This is a genomic window from Halobacillus dabanensis (genome assembly GCF_900114165.1).
In the GTDB taxonomy this organism is placed as follows: domain Bacteria; phylum Bacillota; class Bacilli; order Bacillales; family Halobacillaceae; genus Halobacillus; species Halobacillus dabanensis.
Genome location: NZ_FOSB01000001.1, coordinates 32,781 through 46,184 on the forward strand (window position 1 = coordinate 32,781; position 13,404 = coordinate 46,184).

At 40.8% G+C, this 13,404-nt stretch carries 12 protein-coding genes and 1 other annotated feature; of the genes, 5 read left to right on the forward strand and 7 right to left on the reverse strand.

All coding sequences use genetic code 11. The annotated features are described in order from the left end of the window. The first annotated feature begins 69 nt into the window (after nt 1-69). The 3 genes from ccpA to motS are packed head-to-tail and all read left to right on the forward strand — an operon-like array spanning nt 70 to nt 2,722. Nucleotides 70-1,068 carry a catabolite control protein A gene (gene ccpA / locus BMZ58_RS00170; RefSeq protein WP_075034546.1) on the forward strand — a complete coding sequence of 333 codons (999 nt, stop codon included), beginning with the start codon at nt 70-72 and terminating at the stop codon, nt 1,066-1,068. A gap of 51 nt (nt 1,069-1,119) precedes the next feature. Next, nucleotides 1,120-1,941: a flagellar motor protein MotP gene (motP, locus tag BMZ58_RS00175; protein ID WP_075034547.1), complete on the forward strand. Its 822-nt coding sequence runs from the start codon at nt 1,120-1,122 to the stop codon at nt 1,939-1,941. Next, on the forward strand, nt 1,931-2,722 hold the full coding sequence (gene motS / locus BMZ58_RS00180; protein WP_075034548.1) for a flagellar motor protein MotS: 792 nt from the start codon (nt 1,931-1,933) through the stop codon (nt 2,720-2,722). Before motP ends, motS begins: the two co-directional genes overlap by 11 nt. Before the next feature lie 108 nt (nt 2,723-2,830). Here the strand turns inward: motS and BMZ58_RS00185 are convergent, their stop codons facing one another. From BMZ58_RS00185 to BMZ58_RS00200, 4 genes are all read right to left on the reverse strand, one after another. Then, nucleotides 2,831-4,003 (reverse strand): acetoin utilization protein AcuC, encoded by a 1,173-nt coding sequence (locus BMZ58_RS00185; protein ID WP_075035071.1) that lies wholly within the window; start codon nt 4,001-4,003, stop codon nt 2,831-2,833. Then, on the reverse strand, nt 4,000-4,647 hold the full coding sequence (locus BMZ58_RS00190) for an acetoin utilization AcuB family protein (RefSeq protein ID WP_075034549.1): 648 nt from the start codon (nt 4,645-4,647) through the stop codon (nt 4,000-4,002). The genes BMZ58_RS00185 and BMZ58_RS00190 overlap by 4 nt, the downstream gene beginning before the upstream one ends. 5 nt (nt 4,648-4,652) lie before the next feature. Beyond that, a complete protein-coding gene (locus BMZ58_RS00195; RefSeq protein ID WP_075034550.1) occupies nt 4,653-5,300 on the reverse strand; it encodes a GNAT family N-acetyltransferase in 648 nt (215 codons plus the stop codon). 163 nt (nt 5,301-5,463) lie between these two features. After that, the gene (locus BMZ58_RS00200; protein ID WP_075034551.1) at nt 5,464-8,565 is read right to left on the reverse strand and encodes a transglycosylase domain-containing protein; all 3,102 of its coding nucleotides are present in this window, start codon (nt 8,563-8,565) and stop codon (nt 5,464-5,466) included. A 123-nt stretch (nt 8,566-8,688) separates the two neighbouring features. Continuing rightward, nucleotides 8,689-8,893 (forward strand) — a binding site (T-box leader). Between the two features lie 108 nt (nt 8,894-9,001). On the opposite strand from BMZ58_RS00200, the gene tyrS reads away from it, so the two are divergent. Next, nucleotides 9,002-10,270 (forward strand): tyrosine--tRNA ligase, encoded by a 1,269-nt coding sequence (tyrS, locus tag BMZ58_RS00205; protein WP_075034552.1) that lies wholly within the window; start codon nt 9,002-9,004, stop codon nt 10,268-10,270. Nucleotides 10,271-10,366: 96 nt separating this feature from the next. Here the strand turns inward: tyrS and rpsD are convergent, their stop codons facing one another. Beyond that, a complete protein-coding gene (gene rpsD / locus BMZ58_RS00210; RefSeq protein ID WP_075034553.1) occupies nt 10,367-10,969 on the reverse strand; it encodes a 30S ribosomal protein S4 in 603 nt (200 codons plus the stop codon). Nucleotides 10,970-11,358: 389 nt separating this feature from the next. Beyond that, a complete protein-coding gene (locus tag BMZ58_RS00215; protein ID WP_075034554.1) occupies nt 11,359-11,838 on the reverse strand; it encodes a GAF domain-containing protein in 480 nt (159 codons plus the stop codon). Nucleotides 11,839-11,960: 122 nt separating this feature from the next. Between BMZ58_RS00215 and refZ the strand changes: the two genes are divergently transcribed. After that, entirely contained in the window at nt 11,961-12,563 is a 603-nt protein-coding gene (gene refZ, locus BMZ58_RS00220) for a forespore capture DNA-binding protein RefZ (RefSeq protein ID WP_075034555.1), read from the forward strand. Here the strand turns inward: refZ and hisJ are convergent. Beyond that, complete coding sequence (gene hisJ / locus BMZ58_RS00225) at nt 12,553-13,356, reverse strand: histidinol-phosphatase HisJ (protein ID WP_075034556.1); 804 nt, start codon at nt 13,354-13,356, stop codon at nt 12,553-12,555. The genes refZ and hisJ overlap by 11 nt on opposite strands. Nucleotides 13,357-13,404 lie beyond the last annotated feature (48 nt).

Consider the following 13,404-nt stretch of genomic DNA (forward strand, 5'->3'; position numbering starts at 1 on the left):
GAGCGATGTATCGTATGATTATTCTATTGAAATAAATTGTGCGATTGATTCGATGAAGGAGGATATAAAATGAATGTAACAATATATGATGTGGCTAGAGAAGCCAATGTGTCAATGGCTACGGTTTCACGTGTGGTCAATGGCAACCCGAACGTTAAACCAGCTACACGTAAAAAGGTGCACGATGCTATTGAACGATTGGGATATCGCCCAAATGCAGTCGCTCGCGGATTGGCCAGTAAAAAAACCACCACAGTAGGAGTCATCATCCCTGATATCTCCAGTATTTTCTTTGCTGAACTGGCTCGGGGAATTGAAGATATTGCTACTATGTATAATTACAATATTATTTTAAGTAACTCAGATCAGAATAAAGATAAAGAACTTCACTTGATTAATGCCATGCTAGGAAAACAGGTGGATGGTTTGATTTTCATGGGAGGTAATATCACGGAAGATCACATTCGTGAATTTAAGACTTCTTCTGTACCGATAGCTCTGGCAGCTACTGTAGATGAAACAAAAGAAACGCCTTCAGTGAATATCAATTATGAAGAAGCTGCGTATGATGCAACCAAATTGCTCTTAGAGAATAATCAAAACCTTGCATTTGTGTCAGGTCCGGAAGACACTATCATTAACACAGAGAAGCTTAACGGGTATAAAAGAGCGATGGAAGAACAAGGGAAAGATTCTCCAGAGCAATGGATTGTCACAGGAGATTACTCCTATGATTCAGGCTTAGAAGCTCTTGATCAGATTCTAGAAATGGAAGAACAGCCGACAGCTATTTTCGTTTCTTCTGATGAAATGGCCTTAGGAGTCATCCATGGTGCCCAGGACCGAGGAATTCGCGTTCCAGAAGACCTGGAAGTATTCGGTTTTGACAATACTCGCCTTGCTACAATGGTCCGCCCTACCCTATCCACTGTCGTACAACCGATGTATGATATTGGAGCTGTTGCCATGCGTCTATTAACTAAGTTCATGAACAAAGAGGAAGTGGAAGAGCCAAACGTGATTCTCCCCCACAGAATTATTGAAAGAAACTCAACTCAGCAAAAATAGTACCGATATATGTACTATAAGGTACTTGTAAGAAACTGAGGAGAGAGTAGAATGACCAAAAAAGATTTATTGACCCCTATCGGAATAACCATAGGTTTTGCCATGGTCATGTTTGGTATTATGGCAAATGCAGGGTTTGGAGGCTTTACGTCCTTCATTCAGGTTTCTTCGATTTTCATTGTTCTCGGAGGCCTTGTTGCAGCTTTATTAGTCAACTTTAATTTTAGTGAGGTAAAGCTGACATTTCGGGTTACAAAAGAAGCATTCAAGACAAATGATTTGAATTTGAGTGAATTGATTGCTCTTTTTGTTAAACTTTCAGAAAGGGCTAGAAGAGAAGGGCTCTTAGCTCTAGAAGCGGAACTTGATGAAGTAGAGGACCCTTTTATCAAAAAGGGAATACTTCTAGCAGTGGATGGAATTGAACCTGAGGTTATCAATGACATAATGAAAGCGGAAATCGTTGCTATAGAAGAACGGCATCAGAGGGGACGAGCCATCATTGAAAAGGCGGGAGAGTACGCACCTGCCTGGGGAATGATTGGTACTCTTATCGGCCTCGTGCTCATGCTTCAAAGTTTATCCAATCCGGAGACCTTAGGCCCTCAAATGGCAGTAGCATTATTGACAACTTTCTACGGTACTTTATTAGCAAACCTGGTTTTTATCCCAATGGCAGGAAAACTTGAGAATAAGACCTATCATGAAATTTTTATTAAACAAGTGATTATAGAAGGTGTCATTGGTGTTCAATCTGGTCAAAACCCTAGAATTCTAGAAGAAAAACTAGGGGCTTTCTTGTCAGACAATGATAAGATGGCCGATGAGGAAGAGCAGGAGGATTCATTAGGAGAAGCGGCTAATGAAGCTTAGACCTAGGAAAAAAAGTCAAAAAGGTGCTCCTAAATGGATGACTACCTATGCCGATATGATTACATTGGTACTGGTGTTTTTTATCCTATTATTTTCTATGTCCCAAATTAATCTCGTTAAATTCGAAGCAATTGCAGAATCATTTCGAAATCGGATGATTTTTGATTTTTATCCTTCTGCCGTTGAAAGTGATTATCCAACAGAGCAAACTAAGATCCAGGAAAATGGGGAGAAGAATAATGAGTTTGAAACACCCACAGATAATCCGGACAATATTGCTACGAATGAAGAGCTGAAGGAAAAAGAAGAAGATCTTGAAAAGCTTAAAGAGGAAATTGATAATTACTTAGAGGAAAACGAACTGAGTGATATTATTTCTGCAACTCAATCGGACCGAGGGGTTGTCCTGGTGCTTGAAGAGCAATTGTTATTTGAGACGAGTCGCGCAGAAATTTTAGACGGTGCGAAGCCTTTCTTATCTAAAGTTGGGACATTGCTAGAAAATATTCCGAACTTTGTTAAGGTAGAAGGACATACAGATAACAGGCAAATCTCTACATATCGATATCCTTCAAATTGGGAATTATCAGGTGCAAGGGCCAGTAGTGTTATCCGCTATTTGACCGATAATACCGATGGTTTGGATCCAAAACGATTTACGGCTGTCGCCTATGGGGAAACAAGGCCTGTCGCTCCTAACGACTCGGAAGAAAATTGGAGTAAGAATCGGAGAGTTGAGATTGTTATATTAGACCCAGAGTATGAAGGGACTCCATCATAAAAGCCACTACGCTATGTAGTGGCTTTTTAATTTCTAAAAGTATGGGGAACATTTATCATATTCATTTTTTGAAGTAGGTAAACATGACGAGCAAAAGAATTGTAAGTGTTACAGAGAATTAAACTTTTTCTGATTATAAATCAATTGCAAAGACTTATCCAAAAGTTTCTTATTTTTTTCTGTGATCTCTGCTCTGCGTGGAATAGGTTTGCAGGCATTTGCTGGGTCATGCCAAGTGGTCGATAATGGAACAGGTGAGTTCTTTTGCCATTTTTGGATCCATTCTACAGGCAAATCCCCTTTAAATGGTATATTTTCGTTCATAATTTTCCATATTTGAGCCCACGCTCGAGGAACGACTCGCCATATGTCGTAACCTCCGCCGCCTAAGGCGATCCACTTGCCATCACAATATTGGTGAGCTAGCTCATGGGCCAACTTAGGTATTTCCTCATAAATTTTCATTGTTGAACACAAATGTGTAAGTGGATCTAGAAAATGAGCGTCTGCCCCGTTTTGTGTAATGATGACATCCGGGCGAAAGAAATCTACAATCTCTCTGAAAGCGGATTCATAAACCTCTAAAAAAGAATCATCTTCCGTAAAAGCATCAATAGGTAAGTTGAAGGAGTATCCATATCCTTCTTTTAAACCACGCTCATTTACATTACCTGTGCCTGGGAACAAGTATCTACCTGTTTCATGTATAGAGAATGTGCATACATTGGGGTCGTCATAAAATGCCCATTGTACCCCATCTCCATGGTGAGCGTCTGTGTCGACATAAAGTACTTTGTAATCATACTTCTTCCTGATGTATTTAATACCGACAGCTCCATCATTGTATATGCAGAAACCAGAGGCTTTCCTTTCAAAGCCATGATGAAGTCCGCCTCCAATGTTTAATGCATGCTTGACTCGTCCTTCTAATACCGAATCAATTGCAGATAGAGTACCGCCTACTAACAGCTGAGAAGCCTCGTGCATCCCTTGGAACATTGGCGTATCCTCTGTTCCAATACCATACTCAAGCCCTTGCTCCTCGCTCAATTCACCTTTCCCGGCTTTTTTTACAGCGTTAATATAGGAAATGCTATGTGCCAATGACAATTCTTCTTCTGTAGCTAAACGAGGAGAAATGAGTTCTTTGTCTGATAGCTTTCCTGTCGCCTCAAGTAATTCCTTTGTCATTACAACCCTCATTTGGTTGAAAGGGTGGTCTTCCCGGAATCGATAATTTGTAAAATCATTGGAATACACAAAACCTGAATGGCAATTCATGATAGTATCCCTGGCATCTTTGGCCATAATACTTCATAGCCTTCTGATTTTAAATCTTCGATGGTTGGAATCGGGTTCATGGTTTGAATGCGTACAACAATGACTTTATATTTTGGATCCGGCTTATAGGGGTAGATGAGCACAGAGCTTATATTGACTTTTCTTTTACCAAATACTTGGGTGACTTGAGGGAGAATACCAGGGCGGTTGATAACTTTCACTTCTATTTGAGAGCTTTGGACATGTGTTCCTGTGAGCTGTATTAATGTATACAACATGTCTTTTTCCGTAATGATACCTACTAATTTTTCGTCTCTTGTAACAGGGACACATGCAAATTCTTGCTCATAAAAAATGGAGGCAACTTCCTCAACAAAATCCAAGGGATGAACCGTAGTTACAGGGGTTGTCATGATGGATTTAATAGGATTCTTCAGTTCCTTTCGCTCTGTATCTTTTTCAAATACAGATGGGCTTGCATCTCTGACATCACGATCGGAAACTATGCCGATCACCTGGTTGCTATCATTAATAATAGGAATGTGGCGAATATGATGCTCCTGAAGGAGTTTAAGTGCTGTTTCGATTGTATCTACAGGAGAGAGTGTGATGACTCTTTCTTTCATAATCTCTTCCACTAACATATCAACTACCTCCTTGTTTGACGGTATTGGTACCTTGTCAAAAACCTCAGTTTATCAAACTGTTCAACAGATAATTCTGAAACATTCTTTCCTATTTTCACCATAAGGCAATTGGCAGGGTGAGAGATAATTTCAGGATCGTCAGTGGGGGAGGGGGTCAGCCCACCTGCTGCCATCATTTTTTCCATGACTTTACGGTAATCCCATATGTTTAAGCCCGTTCCTTTTAAATCCCAGTGCCAATAGTATTCGGTAGAAATGATGATATAGTTTTCCATATATTCATCCATCATTGATACTTGTAATAGTTGGGATCCGATCCGGTATCCGCGAAACTTTGGGATTACTTCAATTGCTCCTAGTTCAATCAATTCCTCCATATTTCCCTCAGACCAACGCTCTAAGGGATCTGGGTGAAGGTATGTAACATACCCTACAATTTCGTCATTGTTTCTGGCAACGATGATTCGTCCTTCTTCGAAATCTGCAATCCCTTTTATCGCTTCGAACTGTTTCTCTGGAGGGCGGAAAGCTGTCAACCCTTCATTGAAAGTGTATTTAGACAGATCATCTGAAGATAATGGGCCTTCGACGATGACCGGTCCATGTTCCGTGTCGAAAGCTTCAAAGTGATAAGTTTTTTCATGATTCATTCAGTCACCACCTCATATAGATTAGTAGAATTATTAAATTATTTTCTTTCATTATACATGAAATGAGTAGTAATTTTGTAATTCACACATATAATAAGAAAAAATCCGATCGGATGAACCGATCGGATTTAGTAAGGATAGGCTATTATTCCATTTCATAGTCCTATTCGTTTCCGTTACCAGAGTCATTACCGGAATTATCACTTTCTGAATTGTCATTACCGGAGTCGTTTTCAGAATCTGAGTCACCGTTATCCGAGTCTCCACTTCCATCCCCGGCATTGTCAGACTCAGTACCGGATTCTCCATCATCAGCTTCTTCTTCTGATTCATTATTGCTTTCAGATCCAGATTCGCCCTCGTTCGATTCTTCATTGCTGTCATTTTGATTGGAATTACTATTGGAAGAACCATTTCCTGTAGTGGATTCTCCACTGGAACTACCATCAGAATTACTTTCATCCGTTGGTTCAGGATCAGGCGCACCAGGATTACCTACAGTTGTAGTGTTGGATAAACCAGATGACTCTCCAAAGTAATCGACTGCTCGGACGGCATAAACTCCTTCAGATCCAGAGAAACTATAGGAATTACCAGAAGTACTCCCAATAAGGGAGAATGTCCCCCCCGGTGTAGCTGCACGATAAATTCGGTAGCCAACAACGTCACTGCTCGGAGATGACGACCAGGATATGGACGAGCTGCCTGCTGATGCAGAGCTTGGTGCAGCTGGTGCTTGACCATCGTTGTCTATGGACGAAGCTGTCGAGCCAATGGAACTTGTAGAAGGAAGCGCTACATTTGACCAGGCAGAGGAACTTGGCAATAATTCTCTTAACACTTCGCGACTTGTATATCCGTTTTCTTCAAGAAACTCAGGACTAAGTGTCACTCCACCACCATCAATGATAAATTCACCTGGTGTATTAGGTCCGGCTTCGACAAGCTGATCCTTCACTCTTACAAAATCACCATTGATTAAGCTATCATCTACCTTAGTCGGAGCATAATCTGCATCATAAATATCACTCTTGGCAAGTCCTACAGAGGAACATAAATCTGATGCCAGAAGACCGGAGGTTGCACAATAAGAGCGTGTAACCAATCCGCCAGGACTTTCAAAATCTTTTTCTGGAACCATCAGTCCAGGGCGGATGTCAGACACAGCGTTGACCACATCAGCCCAAAGGCCTTGAGTTCGTTGGTTATAGTTCAAGTGCTGCATATTTCCTTCTGCGAAACCAGTCCACATTCCGACGGTCACATTAGGGTTTGTTGCTACAAACCAGGAGTCTTTTGTAGATTGGGAAGTACCAGTTTTACCTGCCCAATCCACGCCACGATTATAAAGTAACCCGCGGACTCTCTGACCTGTACCATATTCAAGGACATCACGCATGACATCGATGGTCAGGTAAGCAGCTTGTGGGCTGAATACTTCTGTTTCCTCAGCCTCGTGTTCGAAGACGACTTCCCCATCTTTTGTTTCGATTTTTTCAATCATATAAGCGTCCACGAATTTACCCATATTGCCGAAAGTAGCATAGGCGTTTATATTATTTTCAACTTTAACCCCGTATTTCAGCCCCCCTAATGCCATCGATTCACTAGAGTAATCTTGTTTGACAAGGTCTTCTCCCATACCCATCTTCTCTAGATAGTTTTTTACTGGATTTTGGTCGAAAATTTCGTGATATTGTTTAACTGCAGGAACATTATATGAGTTTGCCAATGCATACCTTGCTGATACAAATCCACGGTGATTCCTTGAGAAGTTACGGACTTCTTTACCACCGCTGTTGTAGTAATAAGGGACATCTGCAATAACGGAGCCTGGTTGAGCAGCCCCCAAATCGAAGCTTGGTCCATAAACAAGAAGTGGTTTCATCGTACTTCCATTAGAACGACGTGCTTGAGTGGCATGGTTCATATTTTCTTCTTCAAAATCATAACCACCGATAAACCCATAAATTTTTCCTGTGGAGTTTTCAATGATCATACTACCCAGCTGGAGAGGGGTGTCTACTTTTACTTCCTCCCCTTCATTGTTAATGACTGTCTTTTGTCCCCAAGGCCAGTTGTTCTCCGTATACGAATCTCTCACTTTTTGCATAGCATCATAGACTTCTTGATCCAGTGTGGTATGAATTTTATATCCGCCGGAAGATAGTTCACGCTCAGCCAATGTCTGGTATTCATCATCAAGCGTATCATCTTCAGCGAGGTCTTCTTCTGTGTGACCATTTTGTTCCATCAGATATTCCTTGATGCGTTCTTTAGCCCTACTTTTCACTTCTTGATTGATGGCAGGGTAAGTGCTCAAGGCAGTAGCTTTTGGTTCGGCCAGTGTTTCTTCATTTATTTCGAAACTCATCGCTTCATCATACTCTGACTGTGTAATATATTCGGCCTCTAGCATCCGTTCGAGAACTTCGTGCATACGATCAATCCCAGGCTCCAAATTCTCCGCTTCTTTAATCGATCCATCATTATAAAAAGGGGTATAGGCAAACGGGGATTGTGGCATACCTGCAATATAAGCAGATTGTGCTAAGTTTAATTCACTAGCATCTATTCCGAATATGCCCTGTGCAGCAGTTTGAACACCTGCCACATTCTGTCCATTGGCATTTCTTCCGAATGGAACAATATTCAGATAAGCTTCTAATATATCATCTTTATCTAGAAAGCGTTCGACTCTTAAAGCGAGGAGCATTTCTTTTGCTTTTCGCTCAAAAGAAACTTCATTCGTCAAAATCTGGTTTTTGACAATCTGTTGCGTTAATGTACTACCTCCAGTTTTGACTGATGAATTCATCACTTCTTGCATTACTGCACGCATGACAGCTTTCGGAACAACACCCTTATGTTCGCCGAAGTATTCATCTTCTGTCGCAATAACCGCATTTTTTACGTGGCCGCTCACATTAGACAGTTGAACTTCTTCCCGATAGATGTCCGATTGGATGTCGCCGATTTCGGTCTCTTCGTCATTGAAATACATGGTTGAAGTCTCCGCATAGTTATAAATGGTCTCTTTCATTTCTTCTTTACTTCTGACTTCTTCATCTTTGACAAGAGAAGCGAAATAGCCGGCTCCGACCCCGCCAGCAAAAAATAGCCCGACGACCCCAATGATTATAAAAAATAAGATGACGTTCCAGACGACATCATAAGTAATCCGACTATTCTTCTGTATATTTTCGTTTCGCCATAATGATCGGAAGTCCAGCTTATTTCTACCTTTCTTTTGGTTATTAGACATGATAATACCTCCTAAAAAATCCATACACATTATAACACACCGGCTAAAAATAGGACATGCTTCCACACGATGAATTTGTTGCTTTTTTTCGGTGGGTATGATAAATATAGTACATAGTTGAATATGCGTGCGTTGAAGGACTGGAGTAGAAATCAAATCCCTGTTGCAGAGAGCTGGCGGTGGTGAAAGCTAGTACATATTTGATTTCGAATTACGACCTGGAGCATTCTTCTGGTATGAATCAGAAGACGGTGAAATCCGATATCTATAGAAGTGGCACATTCATTGTGCAACAAGGGTGGTACCGCGAAAAGACCTCGTCCCTTTTACCAGGGGATGGGGTCTTTTGTTTTTATAGAAAATTCCTCTCCACGTCCCGAACAACCATACCATAGCCCAACCAATATAGTAGAAACAGAAATATAGGAGTGATCAAATGGATATAATAAAAGACTTACAAGAACGCGGGCTCATTAATCAAATGACAGATGAAGAAGGTTTGAAAAAGCACCTGGCGAATGAACAGGTAACTCTTTACTGTGGTTTTGACCCGACAGCAGACAGTTTGCATATCGGTCATTTACTTCCCGTATTGATGTTGAAAAGATTTCAGATCGCTGGCCACCGCCCAATCGCGCTAGTTGGTGGTGGAACAGGAATGATTGGTGACCCGAGTGGTCGTTCAACAGAACGACAATTGAACAGTGCAGACGTGGTAAAAGGGTACAGTGAACGTATTAAAGAACAGCTTGCAAAAATCCTTAACTTTGATGAAGGAGAAAATGCAGCTGTTGCCCGAAATAATCATGAATGGCTCTCCCAAATGACCATCATCGATTTCCTGCGAGATACAGGGAAACACTTTGGGATAAATTACATGCTGGCAAAAGACTCTGTCGAATCAAGAATAGAACAAGGGATCAGTTTTACAGAATTCACTTACATGATCCTTCAATCTCTTGATTTCCAAAAATTATATGAAAAAGAGAATTGCACTTTGCAGATAGGCGGAAGTGATCAGTGGGGGAATATTACTGCTGGTCTAGAATTGCTTAGACGCTCTGCTGCAGGTGAATCAGAAGTGGAAGCTTACGGGCTGACAGTTCCGTTAATTACGAAGGCCGATGGTTCTAAATTCGGTAAAACTGCAGGAGGAGCTATTTGGCTTGATCCAGAAAAGACATCCCCTTACGAGTTTTACCAGTTTTGGATCAATGCCGATGACCGTGATGTCATCCGATTTATGAAATATTTCACATTCTTGAGTCTGGATGAAATCGCAGAATTAGAGAAAGAAGTGGAGACACAACCGGAGAAACGTGTGGCCCAGCGCCGTCTAGCTGAAGAAATGACGAAAATAGTTCACGATGAACAAGCTTTAAAGCAGGCAGAGCGCATTTCTGCCGCATTGTTCAGTGGAGATATTAAGGCTTTGTCTGGTACGGAAATAGAACAAGGGTTCAAAGATGTACCGACATATCATTCAGAAGCAAAAGAACCTCAATTATTGGACTTGCTTGTAGAAGCTGGCATTTCTTCCTCTAAGAGACAAGCTAGAGAAGATATTGGGAATGGAGCTGTTTATATTAATGGTGAACGAAACCAGGATGTGAAACACACTATTAATGAAGCGGACCGTATAGAAGATCAATTTACAATTATCCGTCGTGGTAAAAAGAAATATTTCCTTATTCGTTTTCAATAGGGATGAAAACTAGCATCTTTTAAAAGGTGCTAGTTTTTTTATTATTTGTTCATAAAAAAACCCGCCGAAAAGTCGACGGGTTTTTGAAATCTGTTATTAACGGGAGTAGAATTCAACGATAAGAGCTTCATTGATTTCAGATGGAAGCTCAGAACGCTCAGGGAAACGAGTGTACGTACCTTCACGCTTGTCTTCGTCGAAAGTAAGGTATTCAGGTACGAAGTTGTTCACTTCGATAGCCTCTTCTACGACGTTAAGTTTTTGAGATTTTTCACGAAGGCTGATCACTTGACCAGGTGCTACGCGGTAAGATGGGATGTCTACGCGTCCACCATCTACGGTTACGTGACCGTGTGTAACTAGCTGACGAGCCTGGTTGCGCGTACGAGCTAGACCTAGACGGTAAACTAGGTTATCCAAACGGGATTCAAGAAGGATCATGAAGTTTTCACCGTGGATCCCTTTCATGTTACCCGCTTCTTCAAACAAACGACGGAATTGACGCTCAGTCAAACCGTACATGAAACGAAGCTTTTGCTTCTCTTGTAGTTGAAGACCGAATTCGGATAGTTTTTTACGTTGGTTTGGACCATGTTGTCCAGGTGCGTAAGGGCGCTTTTCTAGCTCCTTACCAGTTCCGCTTAAAGAAATACCATAACGACGTGATTTTTTCCAGGTTGGACCTGTATATCGTGCCATAGGAATTTCCTCCTTTTTATTTTATTTTGCATAAAATAAAAACAGTGTGTCCCTTTGTTCACTGCTCATTATGTTTTCATGCACCTTCGCCCCAGCAGCAGAGAGTTACGCGATGCACCTCATCTTAGAGGAACAAAATGATAACAATGACGGTTCACATAGGCTGCCATTTATTTTACACAAAGACCATTATAATTTTATTCCTCCAGTAAGTCAAGGTGTTTCTTGTCTTTCTCTGAAACTTAATATATTTATATTTCTATGGAATTCATAGAGAGGTATAACCTCTACTATAAGGTATTTATTTAACAATCGTACAAAGCTCTTAATAAAGCCAAGGGGAATGAAAACTCCCGCCCCAAGTTTTGGAGCGGGAGTTTTACTCTTCTTTAAATATAATGTTGGATAATTTCCACAAATTCTGCCAGCTTTTCTTCGTCCATTTTGTCAAATCTGCCTTTTGATGGGCTGTCGATATCCAGCACACCGTATATTTCTCCATCTTTGAAGATAGGTACTACAATCTCAGATTGACTAGCAGCATCACAAGCGATATGTCCGGGGAACTTATGGACATCCTCTATTCGCTGGACACTTCTCTCCGACACAGCTGTGCCGCACACACCTTTTCCTGATGGTATTCTTACACATGCCGGTAAACCTTGAAATGGTCCTAGAATAAGCTGGTTTTCTTTCCAGAGATAAAAGCCGACCCAGTTAACATCGTCTAGGAATTGGTTCAGTAAAGAGGATGCATTCGATAAATTAGCGATGACATCTGGTTCATCTTCAATGAGGGCTTTCAATTGTTTATTCAACAAATCATAATTTTCTGTTTTAGTACCCGTATAAGAAGCGGATTGGAACATAGGAATACCTCCAAGTTTTAGAGTTTTTCGGCAAAAGTAAGTTTTATGTCGTTATTTGGTGGACGATTGGCAGCAGGAAATACAACAATAATAGCGAATCTCCCTTATGAGGGGGAAAAAATATGAATCGACCGAATCCAACGCGTGATAAAGTGTTAGATGTAGCCTGCCGCCTTTTCTACAGTCAAGGATTTAATGGAACATCTGTAAGAGACATTGCTAATGCAGCGGGTGTTAATGTCTCTCTAATCCATTATTACTTTAAAAGTAAGCAAGGTCTTTTTGAATCGCTAGCTATCAGCTATTTTGAACCTTATTTGGAAATGTTGGAAAGCGAGCTGCCCTCGGATGGTGAAAACCATTTTGATACTTTAGTGAGAAAAATTCTACATTATAAACAATCGAATTATCAACTATCTTGCTTGCTGAATAGAGAATTATCTTTAAACACTATATTTGCCAGAGAAATGCTAGTTACTTACTTGGCAAAGGAAAACCATTTATTCGCGCGTATCCTTTTTCATAAAAAATCTCATGTAGATATTACCTTCAAGGAAAAACTTTGTTTGTTGCAATTTAAAGGACTGTTAAATGCTCCTTTTATGATGCCACATGAATTTAAAGATCCTTTCATTACAGATGCATCCCTCAACCATTTCGTAGACACATATAGTCGCCTGATGCATGATCACACATCGGTGCAATTGCTTGCCGCTAAGGTTTGAGAAGGGTCTTTTCGATTTCTTCCAAGCCTTGTCCCAAAGCAGAAGCGGCATGAGCATCCGAACCATAGATGAGTGGAATACCCATTTCATAGGCTTGTCTCGCCAAACCAAGGGGAGGATAGGCCTCTTTGCAATGGCTTTTTTTGATGCCTGCACCGTTATAGTCCAAGGTGTAATCATTTTCTTTAACGACTTCGAGAAACTCTATGGCATAGGCAGTCCAATGATCTGGATAAGGAAAAAGGTTTTGAAATTTTTTCACGAGGGTCATATGCCCAATACGGATGGGTTTGTATTTCCCCAAATCACTGTGTATCGATTTGATTAACGTCTTGTAATATGCCTCGTAAAGCTTTTGAGTTCCACCCAAATCCCTTAAGGCTGCTTCATACATGTCCGGACTATAGTCAATGCAATACCACCCATTGTCTCCTTTCTGAAAATGAACAGAGAGAATACTATCATCCAACGAGGGTCCGTAAGTATCCAGGAAGCTTTTTGTCTCTTTTTCATACCCTTCTATAAAATCGATTTCAAACCCTTTTAAAATTTCGATGTCATGCTTGTAAATCTCTTTTAATTTTTCTATTTCTTTCAAATAGGTCTCCACTTCAGATAAAGCCATCCCACTGTCCTTTTGTGGTACTGGGTCAGAAAAAGATGGTGGGAGAGGAGCGTGTTCTGTGAATGTCATACTTTGGTATCCTAATTGGATTCCTTGCTCAATATACTCCTTTAGAGAGTCTGTAGTCCCGTGAGGGCAATAAGGAGAGTGAATATGACCGTCTCTCATTTTGCCGGTCTCCTTTCTGATTGAATTTTTTGTCAATATGATAATAAA